The organism is Gemella bergeri ATCC 700627, assembly GCF_000469465.1.
Classification (GTDB): Bacteria; Bacillota; Bacilli; order Staphylococcales; family Gemellaceae; genus Gemella; species Gemella bergeri.
The window spans coordinates 34754-52284 of the sequence record NZ_KI271865.1 but is presented as its reverse complement, the minus strand read 5'-3'; the positions used below and the strand labels follow the sequence as shown (position 1 = coordinate 52284).

The following is a 17531-nucleotide window of genomic DNA, read 5'->3' as shown; positions in this document are numbered from 1 at the left end:
CCCTCCCTATCAGTCCTATATTTTGTAGATTCACTATATTTCTTATTGTAAATGTATATATTACTTTACAAATATTTTAATAATGGTTAGTAGTGGTATGGACGCCTACAACTAACCCACTACGTGGGTGGATTTTCCGGCTAGAATTTTAGCCAAGGTCTAAAATTCTCCAAGTAAAATGCTTTTGGCATTTTACTATTACCACTACAAACATTGCCATAAGGCTCGTTGCCATTCTTAGCGATGAATTTCTTAAAGTTGCATCCCCACTATAAAATCAGCAACAAAAAATATTTTGTATATAAATATATACTTTTATCTTCCAAGTAATAGTTTAAAGAAGTTTAATTTTTGTCCGTATCTTAACGTTGCAGAGCGATAAACTTTAACACTACCCCAAGCACAAACAAAAGTTGTTAAAGCTAATATTCCATATGATAACCATAAACTAGAATAACTTACATCAGTCAGTGCATAACGGGTAACCATTCCGAAATATGAAGTTAATGGAACATACGATAATATTTCTGCTAATTTTGTATTAGCACTTGCCCCCATCAAATAGAAATTAACAAAAAATGATGCGATAAATAATATCATAGGTATTGTTATAGCTCCGTTAACGTCTTCTACCTTACTAACCAACGAAGCAAATGCCGCATACAAAAACATAAACATCACAAATCCTGTTAAAGTAAATAGCAGTCCAACACCGATAACTTTGTAATCTAAGTTTTCAACAACGAATTTTAACTTATCACTATAATTTGATAAGTTTAACTTTATACCTACCACAAGTCCACCTATAATAACTCCCATTTGAATTAAAACTCCGATAGAAAGTGCAAGAACTTTTCCTAAAATAAGGGTTATCGGATTTACGGTGATTACTAAAAGCTCCATGGCACGATTGCTTTTTTCTTTAACAACATTTAAAGCAACAACGCTACCGAATTGGATAACTGTCATATAAATAATAATTGTTAACACATATACAACTACTGTATTAACAGCTTGTCTTTCTTGATTATCCGCCGAACTTACATTTATGACCTTAGGTTGCGGTACACTGGCTTTAACTTCATTAATCTTAGTTAAATCCAAGCCGTTTTGAGAATAGACTAAACGCTCTATATTTTGATTAAAAGCATTAGAAAATCCAGAAGATGAGCTACCGAAAATACCTTTTTTAGAAATATATTCATAACTATCTTTAGTTAAAACAATCGCTTCATCCAATTTATCTTCTTTTATATCCTTTTCAACCGCTTCTTTACTGTCATATTTTTTCGCCTCTTTTAAATTATCCGTTGAAACGGTCACATCTTGTATGACATAGGCACTACGTTGAAAATTTGAATTATCTTCGCCTTTAAAAATACTACTGCTCATTATAGATGGAACAAAAGTTATTCCAATAGCGATTATAAAATAAACAAAAAGAATAACTTTGTTTGAAGTCTTTGCGAAAAATTGTTTAAATTCAAAATTAAAAATCGTACTGAAATTCTTCATTTTACTTACCCCCGATACTTTCTACAAAAATCTCTTCTAAAGATGGTTTATAAAGTTTTAACTCTTCAACATTAAAATTACTTTGTGATAACTTATAAAAAAGTTTTTTCTTAGCCTCTTCTTCTTTAAAATCAAGGAGAACCATATCATTATTCAATGAATAATCAATTCCGAGCGGAATAGTTTTAAGATTGGCAAGTAATTCTTCTGCTTGAATATCACTGACACTTAACAGCATTTTACCATGTCCAAGTTGTTTTTTTATATAATCTAAGTTACCGCTCAAAACTATTTTTCCTTTTTTCAATATATTAATATCTTCACAGAAAGTTTCAACGACCGGCATTTGATGTGAAGAAAAAATAACAAGTTTATCTTTTTTTATAAAATCTGTAATAATTTCTTTCAATTTACCAACGTTGACAGGATCAAGTCCGCTAAAAGGTTCATCAAAAACCAAAATATCCGGATTATTAATAACACTCTGAATAATTTGTACCTTTTGGGCATTACCTTTTGACAAAGTTTTTAACGCTTTTTTATTATCCTCAAGTTCAAAAAAATCTAACCAACGTTTCGCTTCGGTTTTTGCCGCCGATTTTGTCATTCCTTTTAACATTCCGAAATACACTAATTGGTCTACTAAACCGATACCGTCATACATGCCACGCTCTTCCGGTAGATAGCCGATTTTTATGTCGTTATGATTAATAGGTTTACCGTCAATTAATATTTCTCCTTTATCAGCTTTAAATATATCTAACAATATTCGAAAACTCGTCGTTTTACCACTACCGTTTCTTCCTAAATATCCGTTTGCGACACCACTTCTAGCGGTGAAATTTACCCCTTTAAGGACTTTTTTATCACCAAATTTTTTTTCTATATTTCTAAATTCTAAAATCATATTTGTGACTCCTCTTCATTTTTTATTCTATTCAATAGTTCTCTTTTAAGAAAAATACATAACTTAAAAATCTATTTTAAGTAAAGTACATATATAGCATATAAAACTTTTTTATAATCAGCACATAATAATTTTAATTACTCGGCATTTAATTCTCTTTTCAATCTAATATACTTTGGAATAAAAATACATAGACCTCCTACACCAAACCCAAATATGCCGCCACATAAACCGGCTAATATTACATTTAATATATCCATATATGAGTTAGCTATAATAAAATGGCTGAACAATTTCATACCTATGCCTAAAAATATTCCTACAAGCATTATAACAACAAAATCTCGTAAACGACTTTTAATTATTTCCAACTCCGTTTCTTGTTCTGTGAAGATAGGATATGATTCAGCACTCCCTTGTGCTAAACGAAAAAATTTATAAAACTTAAACTTATGTAACTTCCAACCGGCATTTTCGTAATATTTCACTATTTCCTGCGAGAAATTTTTATCATATATAAATTGATAATGATTATCCGTCACTTCGGTATACTTCATACGCATTAAAAATAACCATTCATTATCAAATTGGTACCCTTGTTTTGATAGTTCATTCATCTTGTTAGAGATAGCATCATAACCTTTAAACATTGATATATAACGATATTTCTTCATAATAATGACCACCTTTAACTAATATTCATCTTTTTTAGCTTTATTATAACGATAAATAAAATACACAATAAGTATTACAAAACCAAGAAACATCCCTTGGGTAAAACCGCTAATAAAATTAACCATATTGCTACTTTTCATAAATATCATAAAAAATCTAAGCAGCAAACATATCATAGCTACCATAACGGTAAAACGTATGCGATAACGCCACATCATAAGTTTTGAATCGACATCGGTAAATACCGGCGGTGCGTCCGGATTTCCACGTACAATCTGCCACAAAAATCCGTTACGTACTACCGTCCATCCGGCAGCTTGATAAAATTTTTCCCGTTCTTCATCAAATTTTTTCTCATACAATAATTCATATTTATACTGGGTCGGTAGCCCTTTTTCACATAAAATAATTATCCAAAACCAACGTTTAAAATGCCATCCTAAGCTACTCATATATTCCAGTCTGCGAATACAATGTTTGTTACTCCAAGAAAAATTAACCAACCACTTCCTTTTACTCATTGTTCGCACCTCCTAATATTCTTTCCGCCACACTAAGCAAAAATACACGTTGTTTATAGTTATTATTTAAAATTTCACGCCCTTTAGTTGTTATGTAATATTCTTTTTTCGAATTATCAATCTCTTGTTCGGCAATCCATCCCGCAGCAACCATTTTTGCAAGTGTTGTATACATTGTAGCAGGGCCTATAATAACTTTACCTTGCGTTAACTCGTTCACCCGTTGCATAATCATATACCCATGAATCGGTTCAGTTAACACTAATAATGTAAAGAAGATGCTATCAGTTAACTCTCCTGTTTCATAGGGGCTTAACTTTGCCATTACTACACTCCTTTCGATAATTGGAGATTTCCTATATCAATAATTGATATATCCATCATTGATATTATTATATATCCATTATGGATATATGTCAAGAAAAATTCAAATTAAAATAATTATTGTTTAAAAAAATTCTTATATCTCTGTAATTTATTAATCATAGACCCTACAATGAATTTATTAATAAATTTTTTCATAATAAAATATGGAACCTGAATTTTTTCATGTTCCATATTAAACTTATATACAAATTATTTTTTCTCGTGGATTTATCTTAAAACAACAACTTTATAAAGATGTCTATAATTAATTTAACCGTCGGTTGTCCAAATCTACTCAACAAAAATTTCTAAATACCTAATAAACTTGGAATCTAGCTTTACAAAATAGATTTTTTCTAAATTTCGATTTTAAAATCACCTTATAAAATCATTACCAAAGAGTTTTACTTATCAACTTTATTCCCTGCATCTAACCACGCTGCGATACCACCGGGGTATCTATAAACATTTTTATACCCTGCTTGTCTAGCAAGCACAGCACCGACATGAGATCTTTCACATGATGTAAATCCACAATAAAGAATAATCTTTTTATCTTTATTATCTCCTAAAATTTTCAAGAAATTATCTTTTTCTTCTTGTTTCAAGTCTTTCATCTCTTTAGGAAGACCGGCATTAACTGCTCCTTTAATTTTAGTTTCAGCAAATCGCTCTGCAGGGATTGTATCAATCAAAAGTATATCTTCGTTAGAATCAATCGCTTTTTTTAATTCATCTGTACTGATAAGATTATAATCTCCCTCTTTAGTTGCGTTTACCAACCTAATCGCAGATTTTTCTACAGCATTTTCTTTACCGTCTTTTGCCGAACGATTAAGCCCGTCACCACTACTGCACCCCGCAATAGTAACTGCTAAAAGACAGCCCATTATTCCGGTGCTGATTTTTTTAAATTTTTTCATATAATATATCTCCTTTATATTTATGTAGTTACACCACAATTATACCATAAAAATAAAATAAAAATAATGATGTATAACAACTATAAATAAGGTTAATAGTTAAAGAAAAAATTTTTTATAACTTTATGCTGTAATTCAAACTTTGATCGCTATTTCACCTAATTAATATCAATATAAACTATAAATAAAATTTACTTTTAAAATGACATAATTAATTTATAAAAGCTCAAAGAATATGACAAATTTGATACATTTAAAATAAATTTGTCATAAGTAATATTATTCTCATCATTTATCTACGAACGGTGTAATAACTTCAAACTTTTTATTACAGGATTTATATTTAAAACATTGTTTTTTTAAATTCATAACTTAGCGTATAAAATACCCCTTTTACTAATTTGTTGAGTAAAAGGAGTACATACATTTTTATCCATGTCTCGTATTTATTATACAACCAAAATTTTCAGTTGATTTTATTTTTTCTATTTTGTAGATTTATCAGTACGCCCTAACATTTGTTTAACAAACTCCGGCATCTCTACATTTCCACCTTTTTTAGCGATAAGTTCTTTAACGAACTCCGGCATCTCAGGTGCACTATCTTCCATACTATCAGGATTCATCTCATCAAAGGTACTTTTCTCCGGATTTGAAAATCTAAACTCGTTATGTTTATTTTTTTCAACAACACTGACCAAAATATCAATAAAACGCTCATCAAAATTCGGCATCGGAGGTCTATGATAATTAACATCAAAATCTTCGCAAAGGTCTTTACATTCTACATCATTATCAAATAATACTTCTATATGCTCGCTGACAAAACTAAGCGGTACAAAAATGTAGTGTTCCGGATGAGAACTTTGCCCTTTTAAATACTCCAACACATCAGGTTTAACCCACGGCATACCAATATCACTTTCACTCTGCCAAGTATTAACGTAAGTTTCCGGTTCAAGTCGAATGGTATTTGCGATTAAATCTGTCATATTAAAAATTTGTTCAATATACGGATCACTATATTTAAAAGCTATTTCCGGTACACTATGTGCTGAGAAAATAACTTTATAACTATCACCTTTAACCTTATTCACAATTATTTTTTTAATCTCTGTTGCCCAATAATTAATCAATTTTTCTTCATCATACCACGATTTAATAATATTAAATTTAATTTTTTCACTTTTAATAAACTTCTCATAACCCATTATGGAATAAAAAGAATAATGCGGTTCAAGTATTAAACAAATACACTCATCAATGTTATCATTTTCCATTTGACATATCACGTCCGGAATAAACGGAGCGGAAAATTTATTTGCAAAATATACTTGATACTCATCCGAAACTTTTTTTGTAAATAATTCTACAGTTTTTTTAGTAATTTCTTGTAAAGGAGAACCATTAATTTTTAAATAATTGTTTAATAAAATATTTATTTCTTCATCACTAGGTCTAACCCCGCGACGAATATTTGTAAAAAACTCCGCAATACCCTCAAAAGTACATTCCGCAGGGGAACCATATGTCATAACTAAAATTGCTTTTTTCACCATACTAAAAACCTCATTTTTATTTTATATTTACATTATAGCATTTATAAATTAAAAAAGCGAAAAAATGTTACAAAAGATAACAAAATTTTATATTTTATAAAAAATTTAAACTTGAGTTGAAGAAAATTATTACAGATATTATATCATTTTTAAAACAGTATCATCAAAATAAAAACTATAAAACAATATCTCGTATATTTTCACCTAGTATTGATAGATATAACTTAAAACCCATTCAAAAGCTGAAACTTCTAATATAATTTACTTATTAGCGGTTAAACGTAAGGGTTCATTGATTTTAAAATACGCTTTAAAGAGCTTTCCTAAAATCTAATAGACTGCGCGGGAGCAACTCGTCAAAATCTATTTCTAACGAAATCAAGATTTTCAAGCCGCTCCCGCATATATTTTTTTACTTTTTCTTTTTGAATATATCTTCTTTAAATAAAGGTACATTGTCAAAATAATCACCCTTATAAAGTGGATGACACTTCAGCAGTCTTTTTACAGTTAAGTAAGTTCCCAGAAAAAAACCAAATTTTTGATAACTCTCCAAAGCGTACGCCGAACAAGTCGGAGAAAATCGGCACGTACTTGGAGTATGGGCAGAATGTTTTCGATATAAATTAATTAAAAATATACATAGTTTTGCCATCGTACACCTCTTTTCTATACTAATTCTACCAAGTGATAATTATTATTTCAACTAATCAAAACTCTTGTTAAATACCTGCTAATTTTATCCACCTTTTTTAAATCGGCGAACTACCGAAAGTTTTTATTTCAACTGATTATTTTTTAAATTTTATCATAAATTCTTAACTTAGTGTTCTTTTTATCGACAAAATATACGATAATAATTCTCATTATTTTTCAAAACCCGTCTTTCTTTACATCAAATTTTCACGATGTTATAATCGAACTATGGTTTTAAGAATATTAATTATTCTTATCAACTTTTAACTTTAAAATGTTGGTATATAACCTATATAAATTTTAACAAAGGAGATTTAATATGACACACAAAAAAGAATTAAATAAATTGGTAGCAAATCTAACGGTATTATACACAAAATTACACAGTTTTCACTGGTATGTTAAAGGACATTCGTTTTACACTCTTCACCAAGTATTTGAAAATTACTATAATAACGTAACTGAAACTTTGGACGAAGCAGCTGAGAGATTATTGGCTATTGGCGGGCATCCGGTTTCTACATTAAAAGGTTCTTTAGAATTGGCAACTATTAAAGAAGCAACAGAAAAAGAATCAACACAAGAAATGGTCGCTCAAGTGTTAAAAGATTTCGAATTATTAATCAATGATCTTACTCACCTAATGAGCGTAGCAGAAGACGAAGGGGATCAAGGGACTTCCGATTTTGCACTTGGAGTAAAAACCGAATTGAAAAAAAATGTGTGGATGTTAAAAGCATACTTAGCATAATATCTATTTAAAATTTTTTATTAACCTGAACTTTGAGAAAATCATAGTTTAGGTTTTTAATTTACATAATAAATTATGTTCTTAACTGAAAATTAACATTTTATTACAATAAAATTTCAAAATTAAAAACATAATTTCACTATTATAATACAAAAACAATTCTACTAATATTCAATGCTTTATTATCTATGTAAAAATTTAATTAAACTTTTTAAAACATAATTATTTACATTTAACTTCTATAGTTGTATAATGAAACTATAAAAATAATATAAATTATCTTCGGGGCAGGGCGTAATTCCCGACCGGCGGTTAAAGTCCGCGAGCGAAAGCTGATTTGGTGAAATTCCAAAACCGACAGTATAGTCTGGATGATAGAAGATATAGAATAATAATTTTTGACTTGAAATGGTACTCTTTTTAGCGTATGTATATTTGTTGTACTGTTCTTTAATAAAATTATTTTTATACCTTTAGTCCCGTATTTTAGAATACGGTTATTTTTTTGCCTATGAAGATAGGAAAGAGGTTTAATATGTATAAAAAAAATGTGCATTCGCTGGTTCTTAGCGGAATGCTTGCAGTTATCGCTCTACTTCTATCTTTTTTTAGTTTTGCTGTGCCGTTTTTGCCACCATTTCTAAAATTTGATTTTACGTTTATTCCATTATTTATGGCAATATTACTTCTTGGTTATAAGGAAGCGTTGGTAGTTTCCCTTTTAAAAAACTTCCTACACTTCGCACTTGTTTCTCATGAACCGGTAGGTGCTGTAGCAAATATTGCGGTAGAATTTATTTTTCTTAGTATTATTATACTGGTTTATAAAAAAGGTGTTTTCAAAATTATCATAGGCGGTATTGTCGCAACAATTGCAATTACACTTTTTATGGCTCTATTTAACTACTTCGTTTTATTGCCGGCTTATGGTTATATTATGAATTTAGGCGACATTGTAAAAAATATAAAAACAATAGTTAGCGTTGGGATTATTCCGTTTAATCTTATAAAAGGTGCGTTGGTTACTTTCTTATTCTTTGTTACAAAAAGAGTTTATAAGTCTATACCGGCGAGTATTAAAACAAGATTTGCATAAAAAATTACCACCCCTTGAAAAAAGGGGTGGCTTTTTTCTTTGTAGGTGTAATTAAAAGATTACTCGCTTGCACTACATGATGCCGCACTTTATCTTTGTTTTAAACCCAATTTCATTTTTGATATTTTCTATCCGTTAAATAGATATTTATTTCTATTACTCCAAAACGATTCTTTATACCGTTTTGTCGTTGTTTCAACCGTACTTTTCTGTTATATTTTATTTTTTCTCCCAAGCATTACCGTTAATATAATTAGATTTCTGATAATTATCTTTACGTGGTTTTGTTGGAAGCGTCATCGCTAAAATAATATATATTACTATTGCTCCGCCGAATGAAATTAAACTGAAACAAAGCCATAGAACACGCAACAATGTTATATTAATACCAAAACGATTGGCTAACCCTTGGCAAACTCCGGAAATCATTGCTCCACTAGGTTCTTTATAAATTTTTTTATCTTCCAAGTAACCTAAAAATCTCTCCCACAATTTGTTTAAATTATTAATCATAAATCTACCACTCCTATTCTTTTGAAAATTGTAACATTAACACTTAAAATGTGCATTAAACTTCCTAACAAACTCAACAGTTTCTGTTTTTTGCATCATCAATTTTTTTGCTAAATAAAAAATTTTTAATAATATGTCTTGTTTTCATATTTCATAATTTAATTATATCACCGTTAATAAACAAGTCAAATAATAATTTTTTGTCATTTTTTTATCTTTTTGAATTTTTTCGTAACATTCTTATTTTCCATTTTCTTTAATGAAGTTATATAGTATAATTAAGGCTACAACAAGTGATAACTATTATCACCGGAAAGGAGTTTCTATGAAAATTGATAAACGTGCTTTAGCACTCTTTAATATAAAAAGGGAAGTATATATCGTTGTCTTATGTAAACTACTCACATTTTGGTGTTCATTATACTTTGTTTATAATTTCGTCGATTTATTATTTTATTTACTTAATAATAACTACGACGATAATTTTATTCTAATATTTACGCTACGTACTGCACTCAGCTTAATTATTTACTATTTGGCAACAACCGGCGATAATTATTTTAGCCATAATATTTCACGCAAGGTACGAACTGCATTGCGTTCGGAGATCTATAATAAGGTTGAAAGGCTATCGCTTAACTACACAAACGCCGTTAATACCGGTCAACTACTCGTAATGAACTCGACATCTATCGTTAATATTGAATTTTATTTTAATAAATTTGTTCCTCAGATGTTTGCGACTATATTTATTGTTCTAAGTTCATTTATTATTTACGGCAGCATTAATATATGGTTATTTGTTGCAATGCTTGTTTTATATCCGTTAATACCTATTTCTATTATGGTAATTGTGAAAAAATCAAAAAAAACTAATAAGAAAAATTTTAGCGATTTTCTAAGTTTATCTGAAGTTTTTTATGACAGATTATCCGGCTTTACAACAGCGAAAATTTATGGGAAAGAAGATAATGTTACCCGTGACGTTGATACTCGTAGTTCTCGTTATAGAAAATCTACAATGGAGTTACTTCGTCATCAACTTAATTCTATTAATGTTATGGATGCGATTACTTATATTTCGATTTTTATTTTATCAATCATCGCAATCTTTACAATAAAAGACAGTAAATACATCATCTTTATTATTGTAGCAAGTTTGGAATGCTTTAAACCTCTTCGTGCCTTAGGAGGATTATTCCATATTTCAATGAAGGGAAATGTTGAGCTGGAGAATATTTATAAACTGCTTGATTATCCTGAACAGGAAAAAGATAACTCCCTTGTCATTGAACCCGGAAAAAATATTGAATTAACTAATGTAGGTTTTGCATATAATGACAAAGCGATATTGGAAAATATTAATATGATATTTAAACCAAGCTCTAAAATAGCACTTGTCGGAGAAAGCGGCAGCGGAAAATCTACATTAATAAAATTGATATTAGGTTTATACTCGAATTATTCGGGGTCTATTCGTTACGATAATATTGATATTGATACCGTTTCTACAAAAGAAATTTCGAAATTATTCACACTTATCACCAATGACAGCTACCTTGTAAAAGGAACTATCCGCGAACATCTTTCAGTTAATAAAAATATTACGGAAGATAAAATGTGGCATGCTTTAGAACAGGTGAATTTAAAAGATTTTGTCCTAAATAACGGCGGGCTTGATTATCCGCTTTCTGCCGGTGCAGGTAATCTATCCGGTGGGCAAAAACAACGCCTACTTGCCGCTAAAGCCATATTAAAAGACAGCTATATTTATATTTTGGATGAAGCCGTATCAAATATTGATGATTATAGCAAACATATTGTCTTAGATGCTTTTAATGCTGTAAAAGAAAATAAAATAATTATCGTTATTTCTCATGATCTTGATGTTCTTAGCGATTCTGACAACATTTATGTGCTTTATGACCACAAAGTGGCTGAAACCGGCACGCATAAATCACTTATGGCTAGTGGAACACTTTACAAAAAACTGTTTACAGAACAACAAGAATTAAAAACAAAATTTTTAATTAAGGAGGGAGAGTAATGACATCATTAAAAGAATTAAAACAATTGCTTAATATCGCAAAAGAGTTTAAACGTCCGCTACTACGTGCAACACTCTTTGGTAGTTTAGGACATTTAACACTTGTTATCTTTACTTACTTCCTTACATTATTTTTTATTACAAAAATTACGACTGTAGCAGCTATACTTTTTATTATAATCCTTGCACTGGCAATACTTAAAGGATTATTCAGCTATACAGAACAACTGCTTAACCACTACGTTGCGTTTAAGGTACTACATGTATTACGTATTAAGGTTATGGATAAATTCAAAAAAATATCCATAAACAGTTTTACACAAAACAGTTCGGGTGATTATATGACGATGATTACAACAGACATCGAATTGCTTGAAGTATTTTACGCTCATACTATCACTCCCTTTATGATATATATTGTCCAAGCATGTGTTGTTTCAATATTTGTTATGATATTTAGCGTACCGTTAGGTGTACTGGCACTGGTCATTTATATTATTATCGGACTTATCTATCCGTTAGCATTTAAAAATAAAGGACAAGCGGTAGGTGATAATTATAGAAGAAAATTAGCAGAGGTTAATAATCACTCATCAGAAGAAGCATACGGTATTTTTGAAACTGTCCAATATGATAAGATCGGAGAAACTAAAAAAGATTTAGTCAGCGAAACCGAAGAATTAACATATAGTGCCTATTTAAAAAATAAATTTCTTATTGATTTGAATGCACTCAATATTGTGACTTATAATTTTGGAGTTCTTGCGTTTATTTTCGCTGCAACTAAACACATAAACAATCCTAATATAATAATCACTTTATCGGCGATGTTTATAGTTTCATTTATTCCGATTTTGTATATGGGTAACTTAGCTTCAACGCTTAGCCAAACTATGGCAAGCGGCAAAAGATTTCTTGAACTTATGAATATGCCGGAAGAAAATGTTAATGACGGCGTAAAAGTTCCTTTTAATACCTTATCTGTTAAAAACTTATCATATCATTATGACAATAAAACTATATTCAAAGATATTAACTTTACAGTCAATAAAGGTGAGATTATCGGCATTAGCGGTCCAAGCGGTTGCGGTAAATCAACTATTGCAAAACTTATTATGAAATTTATTGACGATAGTAAAATGGGCGGCAATATTATTATTGATGGTATTAATGTACAAAATATTGATAATGCGTATTTTAGAAAACATTCATCTATTATCTTACAAGACAGTTATCTATTTAATACTTCTATTAAAAATAATCTTACTTTTTTTGATAAAACGATTAATAAAAATTTAATTGATAAAGCATTAAAAAATACAAATCTAAAAAATCATGTCGATAGCCTGCGTAATAAAACCGATACAACTATAAGTGAGCGTAGTGCTAATATAAGTTCGGGACAAAAACAACGATTATCCGTAGCAAGATCATTTTACAATGAGAGCAAGCTACTTATTTTAGATGAAGCTACTGCAAATATCGATATATTTAGCGAAATCGAGGTATTAAAAGCGTTAGAAAAAGATAAAAATGATAAAATTACTATAATAATATCTCATAATAAAAGTACTTTATCTATCTGCGATAGAGTTATAAAATTAGGAGAATAACCGAAGTACGGGCAATATGTAAATTGCTCGTACTTTTTTCTGAATTATTTTCAAAATGTTGAAACTAAAATAATTTTCTAAATAATAAAATTATTATCTTATTTTCTATTTAGAATAATATATTTTTCTCAAAAAACAATTTTTTATATTAAAGATATTATGTATAACTTTCTGTCTTGTTGATCTTGGAAAATTTATTTTTTTATTATTTAATTTTACTTTATAATTCTCTACAAAATACATTCTGAAGATATTTTCTATTGTAGCACAATGTATTTGTCTGTTACTTCTAATAATGCAATCTAATATTATTAATAATTTTTTATGAATTCCCTTTCAAAATATTTGACATCTTATTTTATATATATTATATTATTTATATAAAATATTATATAAGGAGATGAAACTATGAATAAAAGATTATTATTCAAAACTTTTTTAACATTAAGTACCACTATGTCTTTACTAACTGTGCAAGTTCTTGCAAATGATACTCCTGTTCAGAATGCCGGAACTTCCGTTACAGAAAAAGAGAAAGATAATTCAGCTGACCTTAATAAGTATTTATATGGTCTTTCTTATGACAGTCGCACTGTTTTAACACGTCAGGGTGAAACTCTTTCTAATATGTTTGACAAAACGGGTACAAATAAAAATGGAGAATTTGTTGTTGTTGAAAAAATCAAACGTTCATTATCACAAAGAACTTCTGACATCAGCATAAACGCTAATAACAGCAACGTAGTTTTCCCTGGGGCTTTATTAAAAGGGGATAATGCTCTTCTTGAAAATAACCCTACTTTAATCTCTTTAAATCGTGGCCCTGTCACACTAAGTGTTGATCTTCCTGGTATGAGCGGCGAAGACGGACGCTTAACTGTTGATAATCCTACACAAAGTTCAGTAAGAGGTGGAGTTAATGCACTGGTAGACAGATGGTTTTCAAAATACGGTTCTTCTTATAGTATCCCTGCAAAAATGCAATATGATGAAACTACCGCTTATAGTATGAGCCAATTAAAAGCAAAATTCGGTGCTGACTTTGAAAAAATCGGCGTACCTCTTAACATTGATTTCTCTGCTGTTCATTCCGGAGAAAAACAAGTTCAAGTAGTTAACTTTAAACAAGTGTACTTTAATGCCAGTGTAGATGCTCCTAACAATCCTGCTGATTTCTTAGGGAAAAATACAACTACTCAAGATTTAATAAATCGTGGCGTTAATGCAAAAACACCTCCTGTATATGTTTCAAATGTTTCTTATGGTAGAAGTATGTACGTAAAATTTGAAACTACAAGTAAAAGTACAGAAGTAAAAGCGGCTATTAATGCACTTATTAAAGGAGTTGACATTAAAGCTAACAGTGAATATAGCAATATCTTAAAAAATACTTCTATTACAGCAGTTATTTTAGGTGGTAATGCTAATGGTGCCAGCAAAGTTGTTACAGGAAATATTGATGATTTCAAAAAACTTATCCAAGAGGGTAGTATGTATAATAAAAACAACCCCGGCGTTGCTATTTCTTATACAACTAACTTCTTAAAAGATAACCAACCTGCTACTATTCAAAATAATACAGATTATATCGAAACAAAAGTAACTTCTTACAAAAACGGTTATCTTACTTTAAACCACAGCGGTGCTTATGTAGCTAGATATTATGTTACTTGGAATGAAGTTAGCTACGATTCTAAAGGGAACGAAATTCTAACTCCTAAATCTTGGACATATAACGGATACGGTCGTACTTCAGGCTTCTCAACAACCCTTGAATTTAAAGGAAATGTTCGTAACTTACACGTTCAAGTACAAGAATGTACAGGTCTTGCTTGGGAATGGTGGAGAACTATTTATGACAAAACTGATATACCTTTAGTACAAAATAGAACTATCAGTCATTGGGGAACTACTTTAAGTCCAAGATTATCTGAAGAGGTTAAAAATAATTAACCAAAGTATAAAATCAATTTAAAGAAAAAAGGTTATATAATAAATACGAGGCATGGAAAAAATTGATGTGTACACATCAAAATTCCATACCTCGTATTATTTATTGTAAAAATCAAATATCTTGTACAATATAAAATGCAAAAATTCCTTTGAATAAATTTCAACGCCAAAGAAATAATACGTTATTAATATAGTATTATAATTTGTTTTTAGCATATTCCTCCGCCCTTGCGATTTTTGGTTTTGTTAAACGCTCTACTATATCAAATTCCCTTAGTATTTTTTCAAAAGCTGATTTTCCGTCATTATAATCATTAACTTCAAATTCTAATTCATAATCTACAACATTATCTAAAAATATTGTTTTATCCAAAACTAATAACCCTTGCGGCAGTTTTAATTCCTTACGCATGGTTGTTATTTGCTGAAAAAGGAGCGGTGTTTTAATGCTTACATTCATAGCTTCCAACTCCGCCATTATTACTTCCGGCAATGACGATAAAACTTGCGGAGCGTTAAGGTAAAGCTCGCTAGTTATTGGAACATTTATCTCAATATTACCCTTTAATCCTCTTATTTTTAGAGTTATTTCATTTTTTCTCTCACTAAATCTCAATCGTAATGCCGCACCTGATTTTTTTAATGTTTTATTATTATCATCATAGTAATAATTTTTATTAATAATTGTATTAACTTCCCCTAAATTAAAGGCTGTAAATAATCTTTGATACTCATCTTCCGTCAATAAATTTTTAAATTCTATCTCTTTTTCTCTCATCGGCTAAAACTCCTTTTTCTTCTCAAGCGCAATAACAAAAGGGGCATTATTTTTTTGATTAATAAATTGATATTGCAAAACTTCAACATTGTGCTGATTAAGTGCGGTTACCATATCTAAAAGTGCCGTCTTTTCTATCTTACCGTTTTCATGACCCCAATAAACAACAATAACAACAATTCCCCCAATTTCTAAAACTTTTAGAAATTTCTTTATTGTCGTAACGGTTGTATCGGCTGTCGTCGTGATATTGTGATTTCCTTTAGGTAAATATCCAAGATTAAACATTACGGCACGTACTTTACTTTTAATATAATTATCAAAATTGAAATGAGAATCCAAAATAAGTTCACACTTACTTTCCAACTCATTATCCCGAAGTAACTGTCTTGTATTAAAAATAGCTTGTTCTTGAATATCAAAGGCAAAAACTTTTTTAGCGGAAGTTTTCGCTAAAAATAACGTGTCATTTCCATTACCACATGTTGCATCTACAACTATGCTGTTTTTATCAATTTTTTCTTTTAATAATTTTTTAGCAAAGGTTAAAACATTATCCATCTTCTCTATCCTTTTTCATTGTATCTAAAATATCTGAAAATTCATAATAGCTGTCCCCCGCTATTGTAAAATCCAGTGCTGTATTTATTAACTTTGCCAACAGCTCCGTATTTTTTTGTGATAAATCACTAGTAGATTCGCTGTTTTCTCTAAGTTTTTTAATAATATTTTCTAGTTTTTCTATAAGCTGCATTTCGGTTATATTAGCATTTTCATCAAATTCTAAAGTATAATCTCTAATATTAAAACTCTGTCCTTCTTTAAATGGCGGTATATATACGGCACGTAAATTATTTACCTTTTCTCCTACGGTTGCCGATAATTCATTTAAAGCAGATGTATAAAGTTTTTCATTCTCCGAACCGGCTTGTTCAACAATTTTAACTTCATAATCATATGGATAATAATTCATAAGTTCTGTGGAAATATTTGCCGCTGTCAAATCATCATAACATTGTGTTATTATTATGTGATGATATGGATTAATATTACTAAATGACTTTATGTCCGTCGCATCTAGCAATGTAAAACTCTCAACAGGGTCAAATCTGAAAGCATTAAAACAAACATCAAGAAAACTTTCGCCACCGATAACATCTACTTCGATATCACTTTTTATTAAAAGCTGGGTAGTAAGCTCCGCTACCATGGGATGCCCCGGCAAAAGATAAAGAACATCATTGCTTTTAGCAACATCAACAATATATTTAGCTATTTGTTTATAAGTATCTTCAAAATTATCATTTTCTAAATAAAATCTATCGCAAGTTTCAAACGAAATATTATTATCACGCAAAAAATCCATAGCGGGATGTTCATCAATTCGGGCAATAATTTTTGCATTTTTATTTTCAAGAATAAGTGTTTTAATATTTTCTTTAATATTGTAACTGTCATTAGGACCAAGCCCCACAATATAAATCATAATTAATCTCCTATTAAAAAATCTTAAATTTATTATACTATGTTTCCTAAAATAATAATAGAGAAGAATGTTTTTTATAATTATTTATAGGAGAAATTTTATCTATATATTTATATACAAAATATTTTTTGT

The 17531-nt window shown here is 29.7% G+C and carries 17 protein-coding genes and 1 riboswitch; of the genes, 5 read left to right on the top strand and 12 right to left on the bottom strand.

Going from position 1 to position 17531, the window contains the following annotated elements:
• Nucleotides 1-315 precede the first annotated feature (315 nt).
• From HMPREF1983_RS06360 to yidD, 8 genes are all read right to left on the bottom strand, one after another.
• Nucleotides 316-1515 (bottom strand): ABC transporter permease, encoded by a 1200-nt coding sequence (locus HMPREF1983_RS06360; protein ID WP_021753485.1) that lies wholly within the window; start codon nt 1513-1515, stop codon nt 316-318.
• Between the two features lies 1 nt (nt 1516).
• Nucleotides 1517-2422, bottom strand: coding sequence for an ABC transporter ATP-binding protein (locus HMPREF1983_RS06355; RefSeq protein ID WP_021753484.1), 906 nt, complete (start codon nt 2420-2422; stop codon nt 1517-1519).
• A 137-nt stretch (nt 2423-2559) separates the two neighbouring features.
• On the bottom strand, nt 2560-3096 hold the full coding sequence (locus tag HMPREF1983_RS06350) for a DUF2812 domain-containing protein (protein ID WP_040461208.1): 537 nt from the start codon (nt 3094-3096) through the stop codon (nt 2560-2562).
• Nucleotides 3097-3114: 18 nt separating this feature from the next.
• Complete coding sequence (locus tag HMPREF1983_RS06345) at nt 3115-3618, bottom strand: DUF2812 domain-containing protein (protein ID WP_021753482.1); 504 nt, start codon at nt 3616-3618, stop codon at nt 3115-3117.
• Complete coding sequence (locus tag HMPREF1983_RS06340) at nt 3611-3943, bottom strand: PadR family transcriptional regulator (protein WP_021753481.1); 333 nt, start codon at nt 3941-3943, stop codon at nt 3611-3613. The genes HMPREF1983_RS06345 and HMPREF1983_RS06340 overlap by 8 nt, the downstream gene beginning before the upstream one ends.
• Before the next feature lie 445 nt (nt 3944-4388).
• Complete coding sequence (locus HMPREF1983_RS06335) at nt 4389-4907, bottom strand: rhodanese-like domain-containing protein (RefSeq protein ID WP_021753480.1); 519 nt, start codon at nt 4905-4907, stop codon at nt 4389-4391.
• 485 nt (nt 4908-5392) lie between these two features.
• Nucleotides 5393-6466, bottom strand: a complete 1074-nt coding sequence (gene hemH / locus HMPREF1983_RS06330; RefSeq protein ID WP_021753479.1) for a ferrochelatase — start codon at nt 6464-6466, stop codon at nt 5393-5395.
• Between the two features lie 412 nt (nt 6467-6878).
• Nucleotides 6879-7121 carry a membrane protein insertion efficiency factor YidD gene (gene yidD, locus HMPREF1983_RS06325; protein WP_021753478.1) on the bottom strand — a complete coding sequence of 81 codons (243 nt, stop codon included), beginning with the start codon at nt 7119-7121 and terminating at the stop codon, nt 6879-6881.
• Nucleotides 7122-7481: 360 nt separating this feature from the next.
• On the opposite strand from yidD, the gene HMPREF1983_RS06320 reads away from it, so the two are divergent.
• Together HMPREF1983_RS06320 and HMPREF1983_RS06315 are read left to right on the top strand one after the other, a co-directional pair.
• Nucleotides 7482-7913, top strand: a complete 432-nt coding sequence (locus HMPREF1983_RS06320; protein WP_021753477.1) for a Dps family protein — start codon at nt 7482-7484, stop codon at nt 7911-7913.
• Nucleotides 7914-8187: 274 nt separating this feature from the next.
• Nucleotides 8188-8300: riboswitch (FMN riboswitch) on the top strand.
• 148 nt (nt 8301-8448) lie between these two features.
• Nucleotides 8449-9009, top strand: coding sequence for an ECF transporter S component (locus tag HMPREF1983_RS06315; protein WP_040461204.1), 561 nt, complete (start codon nt 8449-8451; stop codon nt 9007-9009).
• Nucleotides 9010-9228: 219 nt separating this feature from the next.
• On the opposite strand, the gene HMPREF1983_RS06310 is transcribed toward HMPREF1983_RS06315, so the two are convergent.
• The gene (locus tag HMPREF1983_RS06310; RefSeq protein ID WP_021753474.1) at nt 9229-9522 is read right to left on the bottom strand and encodes a PspC domain-containing protein; all 294 of its coding nucleotides are present in this window, start codon (nt 9520-9522) and stop codon (nt 9229-9231) included.
• A 325-nt stretch (nt 9523-9847) separates the two neighbouring features.
• Between HMPREF1983_RS06310 and HMPREF1983_RS06305 the strand changes: the two genes are divergently transcribed.
• From HMPREF1983_RS06305 to HMPREF1983_RS06295, 3 genes are all read left to right on the top strand, one after another.
• Nucleotides 9848-11569 carry an ABC transporter ATP-binding protein/permease gene (locus HMPREF1983_RS06305; RefSeq protein WP_040461201.1) on the top strand — a complete coding sequence of 574 codons (1722 nt, stop codon included), beginning with the start codon at nt 9848-9850 and terminating at the stop codon, nt 11567-11569.
• Nucleotides 11569-13182 (top strand): ABC transporter ATP-binding protein, encoded by a 1614-nt coding sequence (locus tag HMPREF1983_RS06300; RefSeq protein WP_021753472.1) that lies wholly within the window; start codon nt 11569-11571, stop codon nt 13180-13182. The genes HMPREF1983_RS06305 and HMPREF1983_RS06300 overlap by 1 nt, the downstream gene beginning before the upstream one ends.
• A 408-nt stretch (nt 13183-13590) precedes the next feature.
• The gene (locus HMPREF1983_RS06295; RefSeq protein WP_021753470.1) at nt 13591-15135 is read left to right on the top strand and encodes a thiol-activated cytolysin family protein; all 1545 of its coding nucleotides are present in this window, start codon (nt 13591-13593) and stop codon (nt 15133-15135) included.
• Between the two features lie 196 nt (nt 15136-15331).
• Here HMPREF1983_RS06295 and HMPREF1983_RS06290 read toward each other — a convergent pair whose 3' ends face one another.
• From HMPREF1983_RS06290 to HMPREF1983_RS06280, 3 genes are read right to left on the bottom strand one after another with little or no spacing between them, the layout of a single operon-like run.
• Nucleotides 15332-15913, bottom strand: a complete 582-nt coding sequence (locus HMPREF1983_RS06290; RefSeq protein WP_021753469.1) for a CYTH domain-containing protein — start codon at nt 15911-15913, stop codon at nt 15332-15334.
• Nucleotides 15914-15916: 3 nt separating this feature from the next.
• Nucleotides 15917-16474, bottom strand: a complete 558-nt coding sequence (gene mnmM / locus HMPREF1983_RS06285) for a tRNA 5-(aminomethyl)-2-thiouridylate-methyltransferase MnmM (RefSeq protein ID WP_021753468.1) — start codon at nt 16472-16474, stop codon at nt 15917-15919.
• A complete protein-coding gene (locus tag HMPREF1983_RS06280; RefSeq protein WP_021753467.1) occupies nt 16467-17399 on the bottom strand; it encodes an SAM-dependent methyltransferase in 933 nt (310 codons plus the stop codon). The genes mnmM and HMPREF1983_RS06280 overlap by 8 nt, the downstream gene beginning before the upstream one ends.
• Between the last annotated feature and the right edge of the window lie 132 nt (nt 17400-17531).

Excerpts from the sequence above, each read along its gene's own strand:
- HMPREF1983_RS06360 (WP_021753485.1), bottom strand. The coding sequence starts at position 1,515 with ATGAAGAATTTCAGTACGATTTTTAATTTTGAATTTAAACAATTTTTC.
- HMPREF1983_RS06355 (WP_021753484.1), bottom strand. The coding sequence starts at position 2,422 with ATGATTTTAGAATTTAGAAATATAGAAAAAAAATTTGGTGATAAAAAA.
- HMPREF1983_RS06350 (WP_040461208.1), bottom strand. The coding sequence starts at position 3,096 with ATGAAGAAATATCGTTATATATCAATGTTTAAAGGTTATGATGCTATC.
- HMPREF1983_RS06345 (WP_021753482.1), bottom strand. The coding sequence starts at position 3,618 with ATGAGTAAAAGGAAGTGGTTGGTTAATTTTTCTTGGAGTAACAAACAT.
- HMPREF1983_RS06340 (WP_021753481.1), bottom strand. The coding sequence starts at position 3,943 with ATGGCAAAGTTAAGCCCCTATGAAACAGGAGAGTTAACTGATAGCATC.
- HMPREF1983_RS06335 (WP_021753480.1), bottom strand. The coding sequence starts at position 4,907 with ATGAAAAAATTTAAAAAAATCAGCACCGGAATAATGGGCTGTCTTTTA.
- hemH (WP_021753479.1), bottom strand. The coding sequence starts at position 6,466 with ATGGTGAAAAAAGCAATTTTAGTTATGACATATGGTTCCCCTGCGGAA.
- yidD (WP_021753478.1), bottom strand. The coding sequence starts at position 7,121 with ATGGCAAAACTATGTATATTTTTAATTAATTTATATCGAAAACATTCT.
- HMPREF1983_RS06320 (WP_021753477.1), top strand. The coding sequence starts at position 7,482 with ATGACACACAAAAAAGAATTAAATAAATTGGTAGCAAATCTAACGGTA.
- HMPREF1983_RS06315 (WP_040461204.1), top strand. The coding sequence starts at position 8,449 with ATGTATAAAAAAAATGTGCATTCGCTGGTTCTTAGCGGAATGCTTGCA.
- HMPREF1983_RS06310 (WP_021753474.1), bottom strand. The coding sequence starts at position 9,522 with ATGATTAATAATTTAAACAAATTGTGGGAGAGATTTTTAGGTTACTTG.
- HMPREF1983_RS06305 (WP_040461201.1), top strand. The coding sequence starts at position 9,848 with ATGAAAATTGATAAACGTGCTTTAGCACTCTTTAATATAAAAAGGGAA.
- HMPREF1983_RS06300 (WP_021753472.1), top strand. The coding sequence starts at position 11,569 with ATGACATCATTAAAAGAATTAAAACAATTGCTTAATATCGCAAAAGAG.
- HMPREF1983_RS06295 (WP_021753470.1), top strand. The coding sequence starts at position 13,591 with ATGAATAAAAGATTATTATTCAAAACTTTTTTAACATTAAGTACCACT.
- HMPREF1983_RS06290 (WP_021753469.1), bottom strand. The coding sequence starts at position 15,913 with ATGAGAGAAAAAGAGATAGAATTTAAAAATTTATTGACGGAAGATGAG.
- mnmM (WP_021753468.1), bottom strand. The coding sequence starts at position 16,474 with ATGGATAATGTTTTAACCTTTGCTAAAAAATTATTAAAAGAAAAAATT.
- HMPREF1983_RS06280 (WP_021753467.1), bottom strand. The coding sequence starts at position 17,399 with ATGATTTATATTGTGGGGCTTGGTCCTAATGACAGTTACAATATTAAA.